16 protein-coding genes are annotated in these 21,447 nt (G+C 65.8%); 3 read left to right on the forward strand and 13 right to left on the reverse strand.

From position 1 onward, the window contains the following. Positions 1-9: 9 nt before the first annotated feature. From AAG092_RS14110 to AAG092_RS14130, 5 genes are all read right to left on the reverse strand, one after another. Positions 10-1,263, reverse strand: coding sequence for a hypothetical protein (locus AAG092_RS14110; protein ID WP_373387159.1), 1,254 nt, complete (start codon positions 1,261-1,263; stop codon positions 10-12). Further along, on the reverse strand, positions 1,260-4,469 hold the full coding sequence (locus AAG092_RS14115) for a hypothetical protein (protein WP_373387160.1): 3,210 nt from the start codon (positions 4,467-4,469) through the stop codon (positions 1,260-1,262). Before AAG092_RS14115 ends, AAG092_RS14110 begins: the two co-directional genes overlap by 4 nt. Next, positions 4,466-6,616, reverse strand: a complete 2,151-nt coding sequence (locus tag AAG092_RS14120) for a type VI secretion system tip protein VgrG (protein WP_373387161.1) — start codon at positions 6,614-6,616, stop codon at positions 4,466-4,468. Before AAG092_RS14120 ends, AAG092_RS14115 begins: the two co-directional genes overlap by 4 nt. A gap of 174 nt (positions 6,617-6,790) precedes the next feature. Then, entirely contained in the window at positions 6,791-7,309 is a 519-nt protein-coding gene (locus tag AAG092_RS14125; protein WP_021702072.1) for an Hcp family type VI secretion system effector, read from the reverse strand. A 277-nt stretch (positions 7,310-7,586) separates the two neighbouring features. Beyond that, positions 7,587-9,389 (reverse strand): acyl-CoA dehydrogenase, encoded by a 1,803-nt coding sequence (locus AAG092_RS14130; protein ID WP_373387162.1) that lies wholly within the window; start codon positions 9,387-9,389, stop codon positions 7,587-7,589. A gap of 159 nt (positions 9,390-9,548) precedes the next feature. Between AAG092_RS14130 and AAG092_RS14135 the strand changes: the two genes are divergently transcribed. Beyond that, complete coding sequence (locus AAG092_RS14135) at positions 9,549-10,385, forward strand: 23S rRNA (adenine(2030)-N(6))-methyltransferase RlmJ (protein WP_373387163.1); 837 nt, start codon at positions 9,549-9,551, stop codon at positions 10,383-10,385. 42 nt (positions 10,386-10,427) lie between these two features. Here the strand turns inward: AAG092_RS14135 and AAG092_RS14140 are convergent, their stop codons facing one another. From AAG092_RS14140 to AAG092_RS14150, 3 genes are read right to left on the reverse strand one after another with little or no spacing between them, the layout of a single operon-like run. Beyond that, positions 10,428-11,486: a methyl-accepting chemotaxis protein gene (locus tag AAG092_RS14140; RefSeq protein WP_373387164.1), complete on the reverse strand. Its 1,059-nt coding sequence runs from the start codon at positions 11,484-11,486 to the stop codon at positions 10,428-10,430. A 51-nt stretch (positions 11,487-11,537) separates the two neighbouring features. Continuing rightward, the gene (locus tag AAG092_RS14145; RefSeq protein ID WP_373387165.1) at positions 11,538-12,794 is read right to left on the reverse strand and encodes an HD-GYP domain-containing protein; all 1,257 of its coding nucleotides are present in this window, start codon (positions 12,792-12,794) and stop codon (positions 11,538-11,540) included. A 35-nt stretch (positions 12,795-12,829) separates the two neighbouring features. Beyond that, on the reverse strand, positions 12,830-13,399 hold the full coding sequence (locus AAG092_RS14150; RefSeq protein ID WP_373387166.1) for a PadR family transcriptional regulator: 570 nt from the start codon (positions 13,397-13,399) through the stop codon (positions 12,830-12,832). Between the two features lie 118 nt (positions 13,400-13,517). On the opposite strand from AAG092_RS14150, the gene AAG092_RS14155 reads away from it, so the two are divergent. Then, positions 13,518-15,173: a phytoene desaturase family protein gene (locus AAG092_RS14155; protein WP_373387167.1), complete on the forward strand. Its 1,656-nt coding sequence runs from the start codon at positions 13,518-13,520 to the stop codon at positions 15,171-15,173. A gap of 14 nt (positions 15,174-15,187) precedes the next feature. Here AAG092_RS14155 and AAG092_RS14160 read toward each other — a convergent pair whose 3' ends face one another. The 3 genes from AAG092_RS14160 to AAG092_RS14170 all read right to left on the reverse strand — a co-directional run bounded on the left by AAG092_RS14160 (position 15,188) and on the right by AAG092_RS14170 (position 18,871). Continuing rightward, the gene (locus AAG092_RS14160) at positions 15,188-15,379 is read right to left on the reverse strand and encodes a putative motility protein (protein ID WP_110680660.1); all 192 of its coding nucleotides are present in this window, start codon (positions 15,377-15,379) and stop codon (positions 15,188-15,190) included. Positions 15,380-15,411: 32 nt separating this feature from the next. Then, positions 15,412-16,059 (reverse strand): peptide-methionine (S)-S-oxide reductase MsrA, encoded by a 648-nt coding sequence (gene msrA, locus AAG092_RS14165; protein ID WP_373387168.1) that lies wholly within the window; start codon positions 16,057-16,059, stop codon positions 15,412-15,414. Positions 16,060-16,177: 118 nt separating this feature from the next. Further along, the gene (locus AAG092_RS14170; RefSeq protein ID WP_373387169.1) at positions 16,178-18,871 is read right to left on the reverse strand and encodes an EAL domain-containing protein; all 2,694 of its coding nucleotides are present in this window, start codon (positions 18,869-18,871) and stop codon (positions 16,178-16,180) included. A gap of 78 nt (positions 18,872-18,949) precedes the next feature. Between AAG092_RS14170 and AAG092_RS14175 the strand changes: the two genes are divergently transcribed. Then, complete coding sequence (locus AAG092_RS14175; RefSeq protein ID WP_110680663.1) at positions 18,950-19,480, forward strand: hypothetical protein; 531 nt, start codon at positions 18,950-18,952, stop codon at positions 19,478-19,480. On the opposite strand, the gene AAG092_RS14180 is transcribed toward AAG092_RS14175, so the two are convergent. Both AAG092_RS14180 and aceF read right to left on the reverse strand, forming a co-directional pair. Further along, a complete protein-coding gene (locus AAG092_RS14180; RefSeq protein WP_373387170.1) occupies positions 19,446-19,649 on the reverse strand; it encodes a hypothetical protein in 204 nt (67 codons plus the stop codon). The two genes, AAG092_RS14175 and AAG092_RS14180, sit on opposite strands and share 35 nt — an antisense overlap. A 137-nt stretch (positions 19,650-19,786) precedes the next feature. Then, positions 19,787-21,439, reverse strand: coding sequence for a dihydrolipoyllysine-residue acetyltransferase (gene aceF, locus AAG092_RS14185; RefSeq protein ID WP_373387171.1), 1,653 nt, complete (start codon positions 21,437-21,439; stop codon positions 19,787-19,789). Positions 21,440-21,447 lie beyond the last annotated feature (8 nt).

Below are 21,447 nucleotides of genomic sequence, written 5' to 3' on the forward strand. Positions count from 1 at the left end.
CCGGTAACTTCACCCCCGATGAATATTGTCGTAATCATCGCCCTTGGGCGTGGCCTGGATGCCCTTGGCTTCCTGCTGGCGGTAGTAGGTTTCGATGCTTAGGTTGGGGGCGATCTTGGCCTGGAGGATGCAAGGTTGCTCTTGCCACTTGTACTCACGGTTGCGCTTGATCATCTCCGCACGGCCACGGCGCTCCCAGACCCTATAAGGCATATCGCGCCAGCGGCGCGGGTCGCGTTTGCTCTGTCGGTCGTGCTCGGCAGTGGTAGGGTCGAGGTGGCGGAACTGTTCGAGGATCGGCAGTTCGGGTAAGGGCTGGGTTATGTCCATATAGCGTTGCAACGTATCCCAGAATGCCAGCGCTTCTTCGAGGTTCATGCCTAGGGATTGGATTTTGCCGCCAAGAAACACCTCGACCGAGGTGTAGCGGTGATGCAGCCAAATGGCGAAACCACTGTTGCCATGAGGGCCGGGACGGAATTCCAGGGTGGCGTCGAACTCGTAGAAGGGGGCGCTAAAGGGCTTTTGGAAGCGCCTGCCAATGGTCAGCATGCCAGTCTGGCGGTTAAAATCACTGCCATCGTGAGCGAATACACGCAGGTAGAGGTCTTGCAAGTAATCCCAGCCGATTAGGCCCATAAAGACGCTAAAGGCCATGGCGCCGCACATCCAGAACAGGTCGGTGCCATGGAGGTCGTCTTGAAATGTAAATGAAGAAGCAATTAGCGCAACAGCAAAACCCGATCCCGTTTGTATCAAATATTGCTTGTAGCGCGGATTGTCGGCCCACATATATCGCATGCTGAAGCCGATCATGACAAAAGCAAACAAGATTACGACCATTGAAAGGGCTAAGAATTCATTGAATCCATGATCGTTAAGAACCCAAGCCAAAACGACGTCTCCGGCTGATCCTAGTACAAGAATCCAACAAAACCATGGAATAAATAAAATTGACCACCATTTAAAGTATGAAATTAAAATCAACCACTTGCTGCTGTTGTCAAAATTCCAGCGCTTTTGATTGATATATAAATCGTCTTCTTTTTTGCCATCCAGGCTATTGCGCGCTGTAGGCTGTAGCTGTGCATCCACGTCCTGCCAAGGCTCCAGATTGGCGTAATGTCCCCAGTGCAATTGGGTTCGGGTCGGGCCGGTACGATTGGCATCCTGCGGCCATTTATGCGGTGGCTGGGCGGGAATAGCGTTGCTGCGATAGGCCGAGTCGGCATAAGGCGCTGTCGGTGTAACGGAGGCATTCATATTTTGGCAAAGTCCCTTTGGGTGATCAGCCAATAGGCCTCGTCATCGGCATTGTCGCTGTCTGTGGGCATCTGTGCTGCAAATGCTTGCCAGTTACGCGGCTTCGGCTGGGGGAGCGTGATGCGGTTATAGCCTGGGAAGGGATCGCCTGCGTGGCAAATAGTTTCGCCTAGTTGGAACTGCGCGTAGATCTTGAGGCTGTATTCGATGGCTTGCCGGTAGCGCAGCGGGTCACCTGCCGTGGGCACGTCAAACTGCGCGGGCAACACAAAGAGCAAGCGGTTGCCGGTGAGTACCAGGGCGCCGAGCTTTTCCTTGGGGATCGGCTGGTAACGGTAGGTCCAGCCTGAGGTATGACCGCGAGTGCGTAGCACTTCCTTGGCTATCAGGCGAAAGTCGAGGCCATTGCGGAACTGGCCCAGTAGCGGGGTGCTTACTTCGACCACCCAGTCCTGCGGGGCCAGGTAAACGCGCGCTTCGTTTTGCGCGGCTAGCAGATGGGCCTTGTCCGCCGCGCTGGCCTTGCTCTGCCATAACTGCAGGCGCTCGATCTGCACGCGGGGCTCGCCTAAAGCCCCCAGAAGTTGCTGGTAAGCTTGCAAGGGGTCGTTCATCTGCGGCAGGCGCTTCTTGGTGCCAAAGGGACCGTGCTTGATAGCCTGTTCTACCGCGCCATCGGCCAGTAGCACGGTCCCAATAACCCCGGCCACCAGCAAGCCGACGCCCAGGCCGAGCAGCCAGGGACTGGCCAGCAGGCCAATGGTATAAAGCGCCCAGATACCCGAGCCGCTAGCGGCGATCATATTGGCCATGGCGACATCGTCGTCGCCGTCGCGCACCGCACGGTAACCATCCCAGGCAAATAACACTGCGGTTATGCCCATGGCCGCAGCCGAGCCGACGCGCGAGGCATTTAGCCAAGTGCTGCCGGTACGTTTTAGCAGGTTGTCTGCCCAGAAGCCGGATGTCTGGAAACGCCCCCGTTCCCAGAACACGTGCCAGGGATTGGCCGTCTGCTTGGTATCGGTGAGCAACTTAAGGGCGACGTTGTTTGCAGCTACCCCTAGATCAGCTAAACCGCCAACTACATTTGCAAGAGAGCGCCATTGTTCTCCGTTTTGATAAAAAATCCGAGCCGCAACCGTATTCGAAAATAAGCTATACCCTGCACAAATAGTCGCCAGCACAGGCAGCGCCTTGCTATTGGCGAGAGTTCTAGCAGTGCTCAGGTGAGCCGCGCTGGTGCGCCATTGTTTGTAGTCGGCCACCAGGGGGTCGTTGGCCTCGGCGGCCACCACCATCACTTGGCCCAGGTCTTTGCGGGCAAAGTTCAGGCGCTCGGCCAGCTTGCCGCTGCTGGTGGCGAGTACCTGACCATTCTTCTTCTCCAAGCTGGCATAGAGGTAATTGTCACGGGTCAGGGTCGCCCGCTCGGCGGCGGTGATACCAAAGCTGAAGCCATCGCCATGTACGCCTAGCACCACCATATTCTTGGCAAGGGCTTCGCCTTGCGGCAGGAGTTTCAGCCCTTTGGCCTGGCTGTGCAGTTTTTTCAGCACCTCGAAAGTGGGGGCGAAGCTGCGGTGCAGTTGGATTTGCTTCACGCTATCGCTTTCGCTAATACGTTTGACCGCGAGCGCGCTGGCGGTGGCCACATGGTTGAGCAATTCGTCCAGAGCTGAAGCCAGGTTTTGCCCAACATAGGCGGTGTTTAGAAAACTCAGTGCGCTTAGGCCCAAGCGCTCAGGCTTGACGGCAAGACCTCCTGCCGCCAGTGCCTGCAGGCGCTTGGCGGTTTCGGGCAACTCACCCTGAGCATCGGCCAGCAAACCTTTGGTCAATGCATGGGTGGCCTCGATCAGTTGGCGGCTGAGTTTGTCCACGGCCGCGCTGACTTTCAGGTCTTGCGCTTCGATGCAGCGCGGGTCGCAGCCCTTGGGTGAGCGGTTAAGCACTTCCAGCAGTTCGGCTAGCTGGGCATAGGGCTCCAGCAGGCGTTCATCACGGCTATGGAGAAAGTCGTTCCATACCGCCGGCAACCGTTCGACCAGCTTGAGCATGCGTTCCTGTTGGCGATAGAGCTGTTCGCGGGCTTGCTCGCGCTCGCTGTGCAGGGTGGCTTTCTTCAGCGCCGCTGTGTCGATATGGCTTTTGAATTCCTGCAGTGGGCCGCCCGCAGGCATGGCCTCTTGGTAAAGCACCTCGGCATAACGGCCAAAGGGTTGGTGCGCAACCAATGCATTGAGGGTTTGCAACAGCTCAGCACATAACCTCGACTGAGCAACTGCATGGCGCAGGGCAAAAATGGGGTCGTCGAGCATTATCCCGACCAATTGCGGATGGCCGCGCAACTGGTATTCGGAGAGCAAGTCTTTGTTGGCGGGGAGTGCCGGCAGTGGCTCGGGCGGTGTACCGTTGATAAAGCCGGCCAGTTCCTTTTGGCGTTGCTCCAGCTGCTTGACCAACGATGTTGCGGGTAATTCAGTGAGGCCTGCATTGAATAAAAGAGGGTCTTCCAGCAGGGTTTCAAGGTGCAGCTCACGGGCGCACAGGCCTTTGCTAATGCGGGTGATCTGAATAATCGGCATCGCTTGCGTGGCTTTCCATTGCTCCGGGCCTACCACGGCGGCTGCCCAGGCCGGTGCGATGTTCTGGCAACGTTGCTTGACCCGCGCAGAGCTGGCTTCCAGCCACTCGATGTACTCCCAGGTCCAGGGTAGCTCGCTGTAGGCCATGGCAAGCTGATCACCGACAAAACGCCCTTGCAACAACATTGGGACAAGAATCAGGTGTTGCTTGACCCCCACAGGTTTGCGCTCATCCGCCTTGCCACCACTGTTTGCAATTTTGCGCCAGTGCGCGACATCTACCTCGAAGAGCTGACCTTTCCCGTCACTTTCCAGCTCACGCCACAGCTTGCCCTGATGAAAAACGTAAAGACGACCAGGGCGAAGTACCCCGCCTTTAGGCGCCTCATCGTATTTTTCATAACCCGGCAGGCGCGCCATGGGCACCACAGCAAGAAAGGTATTTTGCTGGATGCTCTCTTCTTCTTCGTGGCTGCGCATATCTGTTTCAACAACGATTTGCAGCATTCCACCATCGCTACGCTCGATATTCAGCCCAAGCCTCGCACGGCGGGCGTTGTCATAGTCCGTGCGCTTGCGCGTGCCCTGGTCGATGGGCTGATCCTTCAACTCGCTCATGCGTCATCCTCCGGCTCGAGCAGTTCAACTTGCCCGCCTTGCTCCGGGTCGCCCCACACATCCACGATCAATTGTTGTGGCCCCCTGGCTCCAGCATCCCTTGATGGAAGAGGCAGGTTTGGGTTGGCGGTATCGGTTTTCTCACCAACTGGCGCGGTATCTGCTGGTTTGGGTAAGTGGGGCAGTACGGGCGCTGCTCCGGTGCCGTTGCCCGGCCCGCCGCCCGAGTTGACCTTGATCTGCGGGCCGACCAGGGTGACGCCGCTGGCGTCGAGCTTGATGAAGCTGCCGGCGGCCTTGAAGGTGAGCTCACTGCCGGCTTCGAGGACGACCTTGAGGCCGCTGGACAGGTGGATCTCGTTGCCCGCCTCGACGAACTGTCCCGTGCCCAGTTTGACGTGCTGAGTGGTCGCGACGGTCAGGTGGTCGTTGGCACGGACCTCGGTCTTGCGGTCCTTGTGGGTGGTGCGGTGCTCCTCGGCTTTCAGCTCGGTGTAGCTGTTGGCCTCCACCGTATCGTGGCGCTCGTGGCCGATGCGGATCTTCTGGTCGTGCTCGACGTTCTCGTCCCAGTCCTTCTGGGCATGGATGTAGATCTGCTCCTGGCCCTTGCGGTCTTCGATGCGCAGCTCGTTGTAGCCACCGCCGCCGGGTGAGCTGAGGGTCTTGAACACGGTCCTGGTCTTGTTCGCCGGCAGGTCGTAGGGAGCCACGTGTTCCTTGTGGTAAAGGCAGCCGGTGACCAGCGGCTGGTCGGGGTCGCCTTCGAGGAAGGTGACCAGCACCTCCATGCCGATGCGCGGAATGGCGATGCCGCCGTAGCGGTCGCCGGCCCAGCTCGAACTCACCCGCAGCCAGCAGCTGGTGGTGTCGTCGGCCTGGCCCTCGCGGTCCCAGTGGAACTGCACTTTGACCCGGCCGTACGAGTCGCAGTGGATTTCTTCACCCTTGGGCCCGGTGACCACGGCGCTCTGGCTGCCGAGGATGCGCGGCTTGGGATGGGCCAGCGGCGGGCGCCAGGGCTGGTCCCAGGGGGTGGCGCTGAAGCGGTTGCGGTAGCCCTGATGGAAATCACCTGAGTTGGCGGATGCACCCTCTCCCCCGGTCCCTCTCCCATGAATGGGATAGGGGAGAGGGCCGGCGCCGAAGCTGGTGATGGACTCTTCCAGCACCTGCGGCTGCTTGCCTTCGTGGTGGATCTCGTTGAGTAGCCACAGCTGGTTCCAGTCCGCACGTGGGTGGGCGGAGAGGTCGAGGAAGTGGCCGGTGCGCAGCAGCGGCTGGTCGCTTTCGCCCTCGGCCAGCTGCTGGTCGGCGCGGTGGCGCTCCAGGGCCCGTTGGGAGAGGTGCTTGCCGCGGGCGCGCTCGGTGAAGCGGCCGGGGTAGTCGTAGTCCTCCAGGTCCGGCTTGGCCTCGCCCTTGTGCGCCGCTTCGAGCTGCAGGCGCGGCTTCTCGAAGTCGTAGTCGCGACGGGTCACGCGGCTGGTGCGGGTGGCCAGGCGCAGGGCGAAGCGCTTGATCACTGGGTCGTCGGCCACCAGGCCGGAGTCCTGCTGGTAGGCGGTGGTCGGCAGCTTGGCGAAACCGGTCTGGTCGTCGCCGAACACCAGCACATGGCCTTCGGGTGAGTGCTGGAAGTGGTAATGGATGCCTTCTTCCTCGCACAGGCGCTGGATGAAGTGCAGGTCACTCTCGTCGTACTGCACGCAGTAGTCGCGGGCCGGATAGGTGGCGCCTAGCTGGAAACGCTGGCCGGAGCCTTCGAGGATGCCGTGCTCGCTCAGCACCTGGGCAACGATCTGCGGCACCGTCAGGTGCTGGAAGATGCGCTGGTTGATGCGGTGACCGAGCCAGGCCAGCTGCGGACGCAGGGTCAGGTGGTAGCGGGTCAGGCGCTGGCCGGAGTCGCCCTGGGCGCAGGCGTACACCTGGGCGTGGATGCCGCTGCCGTCGGCATTCAGAGCCAGGAAGGCCGGCTGGCCGAGCAGGGCTTCGAGGTCCAGGTCCGGGCGCTGGCTGACCAGGGTGACCTCGAACACGAAGGGCTGGCTGAGCGCCTCAAAGCCGGTGAATTCGAGCACCTGCAGGTCGTGTGGGGCGCCGGGCAGGTGCAGGCTGAAATGCGTCTGGTTGGCGGGGGCGAACATCCGTTGTTCCTTCTGCCGAAAGGGCATCGGCCAGGAGTGCTGGCCGATGGGGTGGCTCGCGTACCTGCGAGCCGGGGCATTGTCCGGGATGCGCCACGGCAGTGCCGTGACGCGGGGGGCAAAAATGCCCCTCTCCCCAGCCCTCGCCCATAAATGGGCGAGGGAGTCTCAACCTTAGGCGGAGATCGGCGAACGCCAGTCGTCGGAGCCGGAAGTGCCGGACACTTCGTGGGTCCAGATGATCTTGCGGTAGGTGAAGTAGACGTCTTCCAGGTGGGTGAAGTGGGCCATGTTCGGGTCCTGGCAGTTGGGCATGCGCGACTGCACGTCGACGATCACGGCGTCTTCCAGTTCGATGGTGAAGTAGTGCTCCTGGGTGCCGGTGGAGGAGGTGCGGTACCACTCCAGGCGGCACTTGGACAGGCGCTCACCGGAGGTCAGCGAGTTGAAGATCAGCGGCGAGGCCTTGTCGAACACCTTGGTGATCATCAGCGGCTTGTGCACGCGCTGGCCGGTCGGCTGACCGGACTGCGGGTCGCGCGGGATGATCACCTGGTGGCTGAAAGCCTGCACCAGGATCTGGTCCTCGTGGCCTTCCTGGAAGATGTTGCCGACCGAGTCCTCGGTGAAGGTGCCGGCGGTGATCAGGCCTTGCTTGGTGCCTTCGAGGGACAGGTACGCGGGTGTTGGCATGGTGCTCTCCTTTGCATTGAGACGAGGACCGGGACTGGTCCGGGCGGCAGACTCAGTACAAGGGGCGTGCCAGGGGCGTGCGGGCCAGCAACGGCGGGGTTTACGAGGATGGCGCGGGCTGCCCTGTGCGGGGCATCACGAAAGAGTGCGCAACAATTGGCGCAGGGCTGTGCAGGGGCTTGCGCAGAGGCTGTGGGGCGCGTCTGGCGTGGGCTCTAGGTGTAGCGGGAGAGTGGGCTGCGCAAGAGTTTGCGCAGCCGCCCTGTGGCGTCTGGGATCAGAACCAGGAGTCCTGCATGCCCAGGCAGGTGTCGTCGCGCGCCTCGAGGATGTTCAGCTCGTGCTGGCGGCTCGGCACTTCCCAGGTCAGGAAGTAGCGCGCGGCCTGCAGCTTGCCTCTATAGAAGTCGGCGTCGGCCGGGTTGCCGTTCGCCAGGCCTTCCTCGGCGCGGATCGCCTGCTCCAGCCAGCGCCAGCCGATCACCGCGTGGCCGAAGGCCTTGAGGTACAGCGCGGAGTTGGCTAGGCCCTGGTTGACCTTGCCGGCCAGCAGGTCGCCGAGCAGGGCCAGGGTCACGCCGCCGAGGCGTTGCACCAGTTGCTCCAGCGGCTGGCGCAGGCAGTCCAGCGAATCGAACTGGCTGGCGCGCTGGCAGGTGGCCTGGATCAGCGCCATCAGCTGCTTGAGCGCGGCGCCGCCGTTCATCGACACCTTGCGCCCGAGCAGGTCGAGCGACTGGATGCCGTGGGTGCCTTCGTGGATGGGGTTGAGGCGGTTGTCGCGGTAGTACTGCTCCACCGGGTATTCGCGGGTGTAGCCGTGGCCGCCGAGGATCTGGATCGCCAGCTCGTTGGCCTTCAGGCAGAACTCCGAGGGCCAGGATTTGACGATCGGGGTGAGCAGGTCGAGCAGCTCCAGGGCCTTCCTACGCTCCTCTTCGGTGGCCAGGGTCTGGGTGTCGTCGAACAGCCGCGCGGCGTACAGGCCGAGGTCGAAGGCGCCCTCGACGTAGGCCTTCTGGGTCAGCAGCATGCGGCGCACGTCGGCGTGCTCGACGATGGAAATCTGCGGGCTGGTTGGGTCCTTGCCGTCGGCGTGGCGGCCCTGCGGGCGGTTGCGCGCGTAGTCCAGCGAGTACAGGTAGCCGGCATAGCCGAGCATGATGGCGCCCATGCCGACGCCGATGCGTGCCTCGTTCATCATCTGGAACATGTAGGACAGGCCGTGGTGCGGCTTGCCCACCAGGTAGCCGACGCACTCGCCGTTGTCGCCGAAGTTGAGCGCGGTGGAGGTGGTGCCGCGCCAGCCCATCTTGTGGAACAGGCCGGCCAGGGTCACGTCGTTGCGCGCGCCCAGGCTGCCGTCGTCTTTGACATGGAACTTGGGCACCAGGAACAGGCTGATGCCCTTCACCCCGGGCGGGGCGTCCGGCAGCTTGGCCAGCACCATGTGCACGATGTTCTCGGAGATCGGCTGGTCGCCGCCGGAGATGAAGATCTTGTTGCCCTTGATCCGGTAGCTGCCGTCGGCGTGCGGCTCGGCGCGGGTTCTGATGTCCGACAGCGAGGAGCCGGCATGCGGCTCGGTCAGGCACATGGTGCCGAAGAAGCGGCCGTCAATGATCGGCTGCAGGTAGCGGGCCTTCTGCTCGTCATTGCCGAAGGCTTCGATCAGGTTGGCTACGCCCATGGTCAGCATCGAGTAGGAGCTGGTGGCGATGTTGGCCGCCTGGAAGTGGGCGAAGCAGGCCTGCGACAGCAGGTTGGGCAGCTGCATGCCGCCGTGCTCGAAGTCGCGCGTGGCGTTGAGGAAGCCGGCGTCGTGGAAGGCGCGCAGGGCCGGCTCGACTTCCGGGATCAGCACCGCGGCGCCGTCCACGTACTGTGGCTCGTGCTCGTCGTTCTTGCGGTTGTGCGGGGCGAACAGCTCCTCGGCGATGCCGCGGGCGGTGGCGATGGCCGCGTCGAAGGTCTCGCGGTTGTGCTCGGCGAAGCGCTCGCGCTGGGTCAGGGCTTCGGCGTCGAGCACTTCGTAGAGCTCGAAGGCCAGGTTGCGGGAACTGAGCAGGGACTCGGACATGAAGAGCGTCTCCGGTGGGATCTTTTCGGAGTCTAGAGTTGTGAATAGAGCGCGCCTAGCAAGATTCATCGCCCTGATGCCGGACTAGAAACTGCTCGCGTCCTCCCTTCGAGCTACAATTCGCGCCCCGCTCCAGGTCCTGCTCCAGGTAATGCGCCCATGAACTACCGCCACGCCTTCCATGCCGGCAACCATGCCGACGTGCTCAAGCACCTCGTCATCAGCCGCATCATCGCCCTGCTGTCGCGCAAGGAGGCGCCGCTTGCCTACCTCGACAGCCATGCCGGCGTCGGCCTGTATGACCTGCAGGGCGACCAGGCGACCCGTACCGGCGAGTGGCTGGAAGGCATCGGCCGCCTGTGGGATGCGCCGGACCTGCCCGAATCCACTGCCGACTACTTCGGCGTGCTGCACGACCTCAACCCGGACGGTGCGCTGCGCTACTACCCCGGCTCGCCCGAACTGGCGCGCCAGCTGACCCGCGAGCAGGACCGCGTATTGCTCAACGAGAAGCACCCGGAAGACGGCAGGCTGCTCAAGGACAACATGAAAGGCGACCATCGCGTGGCCGTGCACCTGGGCGAGGGCTGGCGCGTGCCGCGCGCCCTGCTGCCGGTGGCGGAGAAGCGCGCACTGCTGCTGATCGACCCGCCGTTCGAGAAGGCCGACGAGCTGGAGCGTTGCGTCACTGCGCTGGACGAGGCCATCGGCCGCATGCGCCAGACGGTGGTGGCGATCTGGTACCCGATCAAGGACGAGCGCCAGCTCAGGCGTTTCTACCAGGCGTTGGGCAAATCCAGCGCGCCCAAGCTGCTGCGCGCCGAGCTGTTCGTCCACCCGGCGGACGACGCCAGCCGCCTGGCCGGTTCCGGCCTGGCCATCGCCAACGCGCCCTGGGGCCTGGAAGACGAACTCAAGCAGCTGTTGCCCTGGCTGGCCGGCAAGCTGGCGCAGAGCCAGGGCGATTTCCGCCTGGACTGGCTGATCGCCGAGTAAGCGTCCGCTTGCCGCAACCGGTGCCTGTCCGCCTCTGAGGTGCTAGCGGCCCTCGGGCTGCACGGCGTCGGCGGCCTGCTGCTGCAGCTGCCCGGCCAGCTCGGCCAGGCGCCGCTCCTGTTCGTCCAGCTGCTGTAGCACGCCGTTCTTCTCGTCCGCCGCCGGGGCGAGGGCGGTGGCCTGCTGCGCCAGTACCTGCAGCAGTCCGTACAGCTGCTCGGCGCCCGCCCGGGCCGCGGCCTGTTGCTCGGCGAGGCTCGCCAGCTGGGCGGCGATCTGCCGGCTGGCCTCCTCCTCGTCCTGCCGGTCACACCGGGCCAGTTGCCCGGCCTGCGTCGCCGTGTCTTGCAGGGCCTCGAGCATGCCGGCCAGCGTGCTGCGGATGGCCTGGGAGAAGTCGGTGGAGCGGCTGGAAAGGGCGCGTACCTCGTCGGCGACCACGGCGAATCCGCGCCCGCTGTCGCCAGCCCGCGCCGCCTCGATGGCGGCATTCAGGGCCAGCAGGTTGGTCTGCTTGGCGATGGCGTCCATGTCGTCGGTGGCGCGCAGGATGGTTTCGCCCTGCTGGGTGATGGCGAGCATCCGCTCGGCCAGCGCGCCGGCCTGCTCGCGGCTCTGGCGCAGGTCGGCGGTCAGGCCGGCAAGGGCCTGGCTTGCCTCTGCGTCATTGCTGCCTGCGGTGGCTGGCGGCAGATACTGCTGGGCGCCGTGGACCTGCTGTTCGAGCTGTTCGCGCAGGGCCTGCCGCTGCTGTTGCTGGGTGTCGGCCTGCACCGCCAGTTGCTGGCGCAGGCGGGCGAGCAGGGCGAGGCGCTGCTCGTGCTGGGCGGCGAGGTCGGCGGCCAGCGGGGCGATCCAGGCGGCCGGCGGGTTGGCGCTGCTGCGCGGTTGCATCAGCGCGCGCCAGTGGGTGGCGGTGGCCAGGGCGGGCAGCAGGCCGAGGCTCAGGCAGACACCGCAGAACAGGCAGATCCACAGCGGCAGGCCGCCCCAAGCGCCGAGGCCGACCAGCAGCCAGGGCGACACCTGCAGCGCCAGGGCGGTGGGGCTGAAGGCCCTGGGTGGTATGTCGTGGAGGTCGGAGAAGCGCGGGTTGTGCATGGGCCGGTTCTACTTCGGGTGGGCGGCGGGCGTCCGCAGAGTCTAGGCGGATTATTTTCCGCGCTGGCGCGGGTCGACGTAATAGGTCAGTTGCTGGCGCGGATTGAGGTATTCCAGGGCCTCCGCCGGCAGTTGCGCCGGGCGCAGGCTGCGGGCGATGGCCAGCCCGGGTTCCTGTTCCAGGTTGACGATCAGCGCCTCGGCCTTGGGGATGCTCGGCTCGTAGAGGATCAGCGTGGGCCGCAGCGGCAGGCTCGGGTGCATGGCCAGCACCAAGGCGTAGCGCTCGTCCTCCAGTTGCACCAGGCTGCCCGGCGGGTACACGCCCATGCCGCGGATGAAGGCTTTCAGCGCCACCTCGTCGAAGCGTTCGCGCTGCTGCTTGAACAGCAGCGCCAGGGCCTCGTGCGGGCTCAGGGCCGCGCGCGGGTCGGGCGGGTTGCACAGGTTGTCGAAGGCGTTGGCGATACTCACCACCCGGCTCAGGCGGCCGATGGCCGCCTCGCGCAGGCCCTTGGGGTAGCCGCTGCCGTCGCAGTACTCGTGGTGCTCCTGGATGATCCGCAGCACCTCGTCGTCGAGCATCAGCTCGTGGCCGCGGCGCACGCCGAAGTCCACGTGCAGCTGCAGCAGCTGCTGCTCGGGGCGGGTCAGCGGCTCGGTCTTGAGCAGTACCTTGCTCGGCACCTCCAGCTTGCCCATGTCGTGCAGCAGCGCGCCGAGGCCCAGGCTGTGGCAGGCCTCGCCGTCGTAGCCGAGCTGGCGGCCGAGCATCACCGACAGCACGGTGACGTTGAGCGGGTGGAAATAGGCGTCGTCGGCGGCCTTGCCGTTGATGCTGTGCAGCGCCGCGCCGTCCTCGCCGAGCAGTGCCTCGACCAGCTCGCGGACTATCTCGCCGGCCAGCTTGAGGGCGTCTTCCGGCTGGTTGCGCAGGGCCTGGTTGAGCGATTTCACCCGCTGGCTGGCCTGGACGAACGTGCGGTCGACCTCGGCCAGGCGCTTGCGCAGGGCGCCGAGCTTGGCGGCGCGGGCCTGGCGCGCCAGCTCCTCGGGGCTGGGCGGCGGCGACTCGGGGGCGGCGGGCTCCGTGTCTAGCGGTGCCAGGGGCAGCGGCGCGCAGTCGCTGCGCGCCGGCTCGTAGCGCAGCTGCTTGAGACCCAGCGCGCGCAGGGCCTGGAGTTGCGCGGCGTCCTTGATCTTGAAGCTGCTGAAGGCGAAGTTGTGCTCCCACCAGCTCAGGTCGAGGTGGACATACAGGCCCACGCACAGCTGGTCGGGCGTGATGTAGAGGGTGGCTGCGGGCATGCCGGACTCGGGGCTGCTGGCTTATTGATGGCAGTCTAGCGTGGCGCCGGCCCGCCGGCGATGGCGCTTGCCGCACTGCCCAGCTCCGCTTCCACCTCGGCCGCCCAGGCCAGCCAGGACTGCTCGCCGAGGATGCCGCGGCGCAGGGTCAGGTAGGGCAGGCGCAGGGCCTGGCGCTGTTCGATGGGCAGGGCCTGGTAGTCGCGCTCGATGGCCAGCAGGCTGTCCAGGGTCTTGCGGTGCACGGCCACGTGCCGCTGCATTTCCTCGCGCAGGTTGGCGGTCGAGGTGTGCGCGCCGCCGAACAGCTTCACCAGCAGCGCGTCGTTGATCTTGTTCGGCTGCACCGGCTCGCCCAGCCAGCGCAGCAGCTCGGCGTGGCCGGCGGCGGTGAGGCGGTAGACCTTCTTGTCCGGGCGGGTCTCCTGGGCCTGCGCCTCGCAGTCCAGCCAGCCGGCCTCGTTGAGTTTCTTGAGTTCCTGATAGACCTGCTGGTGCTTGGCGTTCCAGAAGTAGCCGAGGCCCTCCTTGAAGCGCTTGAGCAGGTCGTAGCCGCTGCCGGGTTCGCTTTCCAGGAGGATGAGGATGGCGTGCTTGAGCGACATGGACGAACTCGGCGAGGACGGTGCGCCGCAGTATACGGATTATGCAAAGAGTTGCATGGTGGTGATCTACTGCTAGTATGCAAAAACTTGCATAACAACAATGACGCAGGAACCTTCCATGAAACGCACCGGTACCCGCTTCCGCCCGCGCCTGGCGGCCAACCACTACGACGCCATCGTCATCGGCTCCGGCATCGGCGGCCTCACCGCCGCCGCGTTGCTGAGCAAGCTGGGCAAGCGCGTGTGCGTGCTGGAACAGCACTACACGGCCGGCGGCTATACCCACAGCTACGAGCGCGAAGGCTACGAGTGGGATGTGGGCGTGCATTACATCGGCGAGGTGCACAAACCCTGGTCGATGATCCGCCGGGTGTTCGACGTGATCAGCGACGGCAAGCTGGAGTGGGCGCCGATGGATGCGCACTACGACCGCATCGTGATTGGCGAGCAGAGCTACGACTACGTGGCTGGTCGCGACGAGTTCAAGGCCGAGATGAAGCGCCATTTCCCCGCCGAGGCGGTGGCCATCGACCGCTACGTCGAGCTGCTCAGCGAGGTCAGCGCGCGGGTGCCGCGCTTCTTCGCCGGCCAGGCCCTGCCGCGTTCGCTCGGCATGCTCTATGCCAGGCTGCGCCGCCTGTGGCTGCCGGCTTACTTCTTCAAGAGCACCCGCGAGGTGCTGGAAGGCCTGACCAGCAATCAGGAGCTGATCGGCGTGCTCACCGCCCAGTGGGGCGACTACGGCCTGCCACCGGCGCAGGCGGCCTTCGTCATGCATGCGATGGTGGCCAAGCACTACATCACCGGCGGCAACTACCCGGTGGGCGGCGCGATCAGGATTTCCGAGACCATCATCCCGCTGATCGAGGCGGCCGGCGGCAACGTCTTCACCTATGCCGGCGTGGACAGGATCCTGGTGGAGAACGGGCGCGCCGTGGGCGTGCGCCTGCACAAGGACGGTTTCGAGATCCGCGCGCCGCAGGTCGTCAGCTGCGCCGGCCTGGTGCCCACCTATACCCGCCTGCTGGAGCCGCAGGTGGCCGAGGCGCACGGCCTGCTGGCGCCGCTGCGGCAGGTGAAACTGTCGGCGGCCACCCTGTGCCTGTACGCCGGCTTCAAGGGCAGTGCCGCCGAGTTGGGCCTGCCGAAGACCAACTACTGGGTCTACCCGACCCATGACCACGACCACAACGTCAGCAGCTTCGAGAGTGGGCAGAACCCGGCGATGCCGCTGATCTACATCAGTTTCCCCTCGGCCAAGGACCCCAGCTGGGACGCGCACTACCCGCACAAGGCAACGGTGGAGATCGTCGCGCCGACCCTGCCGCAGTGGTTCGCGCCGTGGAAGGGCAGCACCTGGGGCAAGCGCGGCGCCGACTACGAGGCGTTCAAGGCGCAGCTCACCGAGCAGCTGCTGGAGACCCTCTACAAGCATCAGCCGCAGCTGCGCGGCGCCCTGGATTTCTGCGAGCTGGCCACGCCGCTGTCCACCGAGTGGTTCCAGTGGAACGAGCAGGGCGAGATCTACGGTATCGACCATACGGTGCAGCGCTTCGAGCAGCACTGGATCCACAGCCAGACGCCGATCAAGGGCCTCTACCTGACCGGTGCTGATACCGTCACCGCCGGTGTCGGCGGCGCACTGATGGCCGGCGTGCTGACGGCCACGCGCATGCTGGGCTGGCGCGGATACAAGGTGACCAGGTTGCTGAAGGGCTGGAAGGCCAATGCAATAGTGGCTGGAGATCAGGCCGCCGCCAGCCAGCAGACCTGATGGGGCTGCGACGGCTAGACCGTCACATCGATGCTGTTGCCCAGGTTGGGCGGATTGCTCGGCGTGCTGGCCGGCGTGGCGGCCTGCACCAGGCCGCTGGCGTTCGCGGCCTGCAGCTCCAGGGTCTTGCGCAGGAGCAGCAGCGAGGCGAGGGCGGAAGCCTGGGCCGCCGCCTGTGCGGAGATCTGGCTGGTGTTCAGTTCCATGGTGCTTCTCCCGGTTCGTCTCGCGGCGGCACTCAGCCCGGCAGGCACACGCCGGTGCCGCCCAGGCCGCAGTAGCCGCCGGGGTTCTTGGCCAGGTATTGCTGGTGGTAGGCCTCGGCATAGTAGAACGGCGGGGCGTCGGCGATCTCGGTGGTGATGGCGCCGAAGCCGGCCTTCTCCAGTTCGGCCTGGAACTGCGCCAGGCTGGCTTCGGCAGCAGCGCGCTGGGCAGCGTCGAAGCAGTAGATGGCCGAGCGGTACTGGGTGCCGATGTCGTTGCCCTGGCGCATGCCCTGGGTCGGGTTGTGCGCTTCCCAGAAGACCTTCAGCAGCTGCTCGTAGGAGGTCAGCTGCGGGTCGAACACCACCAGCACCACCTCGGTATGCCCGGTCAGGCCGGAGCAGACTTCCTCGTAGGTCGGGTTCGGCGTATGGCCGCCGGCGTAGCCGACGGCGGTGCTCCACACGCCCGGCTGTTGCCAGAAACGCCGCTCGGCGCCCCAGAAGCAACCGAGGCCGAACACTGCCTGTTGCAGGCCGGCGGGGAAGGGGCCCTGCAGCGGGTTGCCGTTGACGTAGTGGGCGGCCGGGACTGCCAGGGGTTCGGCCCGGCCCGGCAGGGCCTGCTCGGCGCTGGGCAGTTCGAGCTTGTGGGCGAGGATTTGCGAACGCAGGACCATGATCTGTTCCCCGTGATGGCGGTGAGGGCGGGGGATAGCTTACCCCGACATGGGGGGTAGACGGCGGGGGCGGAGAAAAATTACAGCACCCGCTCGGGTGAACGGGCGAGGGGAGAACTCAGGCGCCGCGGCAGGGGTAGCGGCGCAGGCTGTGCACCAGCTCGCGGCCAGGGATCGGCCGGTCGAACAGGTAACCCTGGCCGACGTCGCACTGCTGGCGACGGAGGAAACCGAGCTGGGCGGCGGTCTCGATGCCCTCGGCGACCACCTTGAGCTTGAGGTTGTGGGCCATGGCGATCACCGCCGAGGTGATCTCCATGTCGTCCTGATTCTCCGGGATGTCCTTGATGAAGCTGCGGTCGATCTTGATCACGTCGATGGGGAACTTCTTCAGGTAGCTCAGCGAGGAGTAGCCGGTGCCGAAGTCGTCCATCGCCAGGGTCAGGCCCAGGGCCTTGAGGCGTGCCACCTGCTGGCGGGTGTCGTCGTTGCCTTCCAGCAGCAGGCTCTCGGTCAGCTCCACTTCCAGCAGGTGGGCCGGCAGCTGCTCCTCGGCGAGGATGGTGGCGATCGAGCCGACCAGGTCGGGGTCGGTGAACTGCTTGGCCGACAGGTTGATCGCCACCTGCACCTGGCCCATGCCCAGCGCGGCCAGTTCCAGGCTGGCGCGGCAGGCCTGGCGTACCACCCACTTGCCGATGGGGATGATCAGGCCGGTCTCCTCGGCCACGCTGATGAACTGCTCCGGGCTGATCATGCCCTTCTCCGGGTGCTGCCAGCGCAGCAGGGCCTCCAGGCCGACCAGTTGGCCGCTCTTCAGGCACAGCTTGGGCTGGTAGTAGACCTCCAGCTCGTTCTGGGTCAGGGCGCGGCGCAGGTTGTTCTCGACGAACAGCTTGTAGTTGGCCTCGGCGTTGAGCGCCTCGGTGAACATCTGCACCTGGTGCTTGCCGTTGGCCTTGGCCTTGTGCAGGGCCAGGCCGGCGTGCTTCATCAGCAGGTGCGGATCGTCGCCGTGGGCCGGCGCGCAGGCCAGGCCGACCGAGCCGCTGACACTAATCAGCTGGTTGTCGACGAACAGCGGCTTGTCCAGGGTGCCGAGCAGCTCCTGGGCGCGTTGCAGGCTGCTCTCCGGCTCGGCGCCATCGAGCAGCACGGCGAACTCGTTGCCGGCGAAGCGCGCCAGGCTGGTGTTCTGCCCGAGGCTGTTGCGCAGGCGCCGGGCCAGGTTGGCCAGCAGCTTGTCGCCGGTCTGGTGGCCGAGGCTGTCGTTGATCCGCTTGAAGTTGTCGATGTCCACCAGCAGCAGGCTGAAGGCCTGGCCGTCGCGGCGGGCGAAGCGCTCCTCCAGGCAGCGGATGAAGTAGGGGCGGTTGCCCAGGCCGGTGAGGTTGTCACTGTAGGCCAGGCGCTCGATGCGCTGCTGGGCCAGCTTGCTCTGGGTGATGTCTTCGTAGATGCCGATGTAGTGGGTCAGCTCGCCGTCGTCGTTGTACACCTTGGAGATCGACAGCTGGCCCCAGTAGGGCTCCAGGTTCTTGCGCCGGCTGCGCAGCTCGCCCTGCCAGCTGCTGCGCTCGGCCAGCCCGGCCTGGGCGTCGAACAGCAGGTCGCCGAGGTTCTCCAGCGCCGGCAGCTGGGAGATGCGCCGGCCCTGCACTTCCTCGGCGCCGTACTGGGTGATGGCGGTGAAGCTGGGGTTGACGTACTGCACCAGGCCGTCGCGGTCGAACAGCAGGAAGGCGCTGGCGCTCTGCTCGACGGCGCGCTGGAACAGGAACAGAGCGCTGGTGGCGTCGCGCCGCTGCTGGTTGCTCATGACCTGGGCGAACTGGTCGGCCAGTTCACCGGCGAAGGCGATCTCGTCGGCCTGCCAGGTGCGCGGCGGGCCGATGTGCTCCAGGCACAGCACGCCGACCACCTCGCCGCCGAGGCGGATGCTGGCGTCGAGTATGGCACCGATGCCCAGTGGCTTGAGGTAGCTGCGCGCCAGCTCGCTGGTGCGCGAGTCGCGCTGGGCGTTGTGCGCATCGATGGCGCGGCCGCTGTGCAGGGCATCGAGGTAGCGCGGGAACTGGCGCGCATCGATGGGCGCCGGCAGCTCGTGGCGCTCGATGTCGCGGCGGTACAGGGCCACCGGCTCCAGGCGCTCGTCGCGCAGGTGCCAGATGCTGGCACGGGCGACCCCGTAGGTTTCGCAGGCGGCCTGGGTGATCAGCTCGGCGGCCTCGCGCAGCGGGTCGAGGGCGTTGTAGCGATGCCGGGCCAGGCGCACGATCAGGCTCTGCTGGGCGCGCGAGCGGATCAGGTGCTGCAGGTGCTCTTCCTGGGCGTGCTGGTACAGCTCCAGGGAGGTCTTGAGCTTGTGGTTCTGCTCCTCCAGCGCCTGCAGGCGCTCCTCGGCCAGGGCCTGCTCGGACTCGGTGCAGACCAGCAGGTAGCCGCGCAGCAGCTGGCGGCCGCGCTGCTGGAAGGGTTCGCCGATCTCCAGCAGGTGCAGGGCGCCATTGGGCGTGTGCAGGCGGTAGCGCACCGAGTAGTGCGCCGCGCTCAGCAGCTGCAGCTGGATCTCGTCGTGCAGGCGGTAGCGCGCCTCGGGTTCCATCAGGCTGGCGTAGGGCGAGTCGAGCAGGGCGCAGAGCTCGCCGGCGCTGACGCCGAGCTGGCGCTCGCAGGCCGGGTCGAGGAACAGCAGGGTCCAGCTGGGTTCGTTGATGCGTTCGAAGCGCAACATGCCCAGGCGTGACGGCACCGGCAACTGCGTCACAACCTCGGCCGCCGAACGGCTGGCGGCATCGGGATGGCTTTTCATCGAACGACTGGCTTCCAGTATGCTGCCTGGGGCAGGCTAGGGTCTGTCACATCTACCAACGTCGAGCAAGGGTGCATCATGCGGCTGGGACTGACAAGAAGACTGAGCGGGTTGCTGTTGTTGCTGAGCCTGGGCAGCGCCGCCCCGGCGCAGGCCAGCGAAGCCCAGCTGAGCGGAGAGGAGCAGGCACGCTACCTGGCCGACCTCAAGCGGCTGTATCTGACCAAGGACGAGCGCAAGGCGCTGCTGGCGCACAGCAACGCGCTGCTCGACACCTACGCCCTGCGTGCCGGCTACCAGCTGGGCAAGGCCCCGGCGCAGCGCAGCGACCTGCGCTACCAGCTGAGCATCGCCGGCCCTGGCGAGCTGCTGGTGCGCCAGGAAACCCGCGCGGAGCACGCCAACAGCCTGGCGGTGAGCAATCGGCGCCTGTCGGTGTTCGGCCTCGATCCGTACATCCACTACGACTGCCCGGTCGGCGGCATCACCTGCGTGCTGAGCAGCCCGGCCGACGGCAGCCCGTGGATCACCGTGCTGCGCGACCACCAGGGCGCCGAGGACCTGGCCAAGGCGATCAGCTTCCTGATTCGCAATCTGCAGAAGAACTGAGCGGCCTGCCGCAGCGCAGCGGCAACAGGCCGCGGCGGTGGTCGTTCAGGGCGGCCTCCTGAGCCAGGCGCAGCGCCTCTTCCTCGCTGCTGCAGGCGATGAAGTACTGGTTGAGGTAGAGCCGCCACTGCGGCTGCTCGGCTGTCGGTGCGACGACGCGGATCTGCATGACCTGGCCTCCGGTAACCTGCACAGGCTAGCACTTGGCCATTATCGTCGCGTGTCACTGCCCGCATAAAAAAGCCCCGCCAGGTGGCGGGGCCGAAGGGGAGAGGCGTCGATGCCTCCAAAGCACAGCTTGGTTCGTTACAGCAGCAGGGTGCGGATATCGCCCAGCACGTCGCCCAGACGCTTGGTGAAGCGCGCGGCGGCGGCGCCGTTGATCACCCGGTGGTCATAGGACAGCGACAGCGGCAGCATCAGGCGCGGCTGGAAGGCCTTGCCGTCCCACACCGGCTGCATGGTCGCCTTGCTCACCCCGAGGATCGCCACTTCCGGCGCGTTGACGATCGGCGTGAAGCCGGTGCCGCCGATATGGCCGAGGCTGGAGATGGTGAAGCAGGCGCCCTGCATGGCGTCCGCCGACAGCTTCTTGCTGCGCGCCTTCTCCGCCAGTTCGGCGGCCTCGGCGGCCAGCTGCAGCAGGCTCTTCTGGTCGACGTCGCGGATCACCGGGACCAGCAGGCCATCCGGGGTGTCCACGGCGAAGCCGATATGCACATAGCCCTTGCGAATGAGTGCCTTGCCGGACGGGGCCAGCGAGCTGTTGAAGTCCGGCAGCTCCTTGAGCAGGTGGGCGCAGGCCTTGAGCAGCAGCGGCAGCACGGTCAGCTTGACCCCGGCCTTCTCCGCCACCGCCTTCTGCGCCACGCGGAAGGCTTCCAGCTCGGTGATGTCGGCGCTGTCGAACTGGGTCACGTGCGGCACGTTGAGCCAGCTGCGGTGCAGGTTGGCGGCGCCGACCTGCATCAGGCGGGTCATCGGCACTTCTTCCACCGGGCCGAACTTGCTGAAGTCCACTTCCGGGATCGGCGGGATGCCGGCACCGCCGGTGGCACCGGCGGCCGGGGCGTCCTTGGCCTTCTGCAGCATGGCCTTGACGTAGTTCTGCACGTCTTCCTTGAGGATGCGGCCTTTCGGGCCGGTGCCCGGCACGGCGGCCAGGTCGACACCGAACTCGCGGGCGGTCATGCGTACCGCCGGGCCGGCGTGCACCTTGCTGCCGTCACGCACAGGCGGCGTCACGGCGGCAGCGGCGGCGGCCAGGGCGGCGATGGCGCCAACCTCGGCGGCCACCTCGGGCTTGGCGCCCGGCGGCGTGCGATGCACCGGCTCGCTTGCCGGTGCCGGGGCGGCCGCGGGGGCTGCAGCAGCCTCATTGGCGCCGCCTGCCACGCGCAGCTTGAGGATCAGGTCGCCGGTGCCGACTTCGGCGTCCAGCTTGACCACGACTTCCTCCACCACGCCGGCGGCCGGCGCGGGGATTTCCATGCTGGCCTTGTCCGACTCCAGGGTGATCAGCGACTGGTCGGCCTCGATGGTATCGCCAGCTTTGACCAGCACCTCGATGACCTTGACCTTGCCACTGGTGCCGATGTCCGGCACGTGCACGTCCTGCACGCTGGCGGCGGCAGGGGCCGCTGCCGGCGCTGCAGCGGGCGCCGCTTCCGCGGCCTTGGGCGCCTCGGCCGCGACGGCAGCCGCGGCGGGCTCGGCGGCCGGGGTAGCGCCCTCGACTTCCAGCACCAGCAGCTCGTCGCCTTCCTTGAGGCGGTCGCCCAGCTTGACCTTCAGTTCCTTGATCACCCCGGCCTTGGGCACAGGGACTTCCATGGAGGCCTTGTCGGACTCCAGGGTCAGGATGCTCTGCTCGGCCTCGACGCGGTCGCCGACCTTGACCAGCAGTTCAATGACCTCGCCTTCACCGCCGAGGTCGGGTACGCGAATCAACTCACTCATCGCTACGC

Origin of the sequence: Pseudomonas alcaligenes (genome assembly GCF_041729615.1) — a bacterium.
GTDB lineage: Bacteria > Pseudomonadota > Gammaproteobacteria > Pseudomonadales > Pseudomonadaceae > Aquipseudomonas > Aquipseudomonas alcaligenes_B.

Bases quoted from the DNA above. Each gene is read 5' to 3' on its own strand.
- AAG092_RS14110 (WP_373387159.1), bottom strand. From the start codon at position 1,263: ATGAATGCCTCCGTTACACCGACAGCGCCTTATGCCGACTCGGCCTAT.
- AAG092_RS14115 (WP_373387160.1), bottom strand. From the start codon at position 4,469: ATGAGCGAGTTGAAGGATCAGCCCATCGACCAGGGCACGCGCAAGCGC.
- AAG092_RS14120 (WP_373387161.1), bottom strand. From the start codon at position 6,616: ATGTTCGCCCCCGCCAACCAGACGCATTTCAGCCTGCACCTGCCCGGC.
- AAG092_RS14125 (WP_021702072.1), bottom strand. From the start codon at position 7,309: ATGCCAACACCCGCGTACCTGTCCCTCGAAGGCACCAAGCAAGGCCTG.
- AAG092_RS14130 (WP_373387162.1), bottom strand. From the start codon at position 9,389: ATGTCCGAGTCCCTGCTCAGTTCCCGCAACCTGGCCTTCGAGCTCTAC.
- AAG092_RS14135 (WP_373387163.1), top strand. From the start codon at position 9,549: ATGAACTACCGCCACGCCTTCCATGCCGGCAACCATGCCGACGTGCTC.
- AAG092_RS14140 (WP_373387164.1), bottom strand. From the start codon at position 11,486: ATGCACAACCCGCGCTTCTCCGACCTCCACGACATACCACCCAGGGCC.
- AAG092_RS14145 (WP_373387165.1), bottom strand. From the start codon at position 12,794: ATGCCCGCAGCCACCCTCTACATCACGCCCGACCAGCTGTGCGTGGGC.
- AAG092_RS14150 (WP_373387166.1), bottom strand. From the start codon at position 13,399: ATGTCGCTCAAGCACGCCATCCTCATCCTCCTGGAAAGCGAACCCGGC.
- AAG092_RS14155 (WP_373387167.1), top strand. From the start codon at position 13,518: ATGAAACGCACCGGTACCCGCTTCCGCCCGCGCCTGGCGGCCAACCAC.
- AAG092_RS14160 (WP_110680660.1), bottom strand. From the start codon at position 15,379: ATGGAACTGAACACCAGCCAGATCTCCGCACAGGCGGCGGCCCAGGCT.
- msrA (WP_373387168.1), bottom strand. From the start codon at position 16,059: ATGGTCCTGCGTTCGCAAATCCTCGCCCACAAGCTCGAACTGCCCAGC.
- AAG092_RS14170 (WP_373387169.1), bottom strand. From the start codon at position 18,871: ATGAAAAGCCATCCCGATGCCGCCAGCCGTTCGGCGGCCGAGGTTGTG.
- AAG092_RS14175 (WP_110680663.1), top strand. From the start codon at position 18,950: ATGCGGCTGGGACTGACAAGAAGACTGAGCGGGTTGCTGTTGTTGCTG.
- AAG092_RS14180 (WP_373387170.1), bottom strand. From the start codon at position 19,649: ATGCAGATCCGCGTCGTCGCACCGACAGCCGAGCAGCCGCAGTGGCGG.
- aceF (WP_373387171.1), bottom strand. From the start codon at position 21,439: ATGAGTGAGTTGATTCGCGTACCCGACCTCGGCGGTGAAGGCGAGGTC.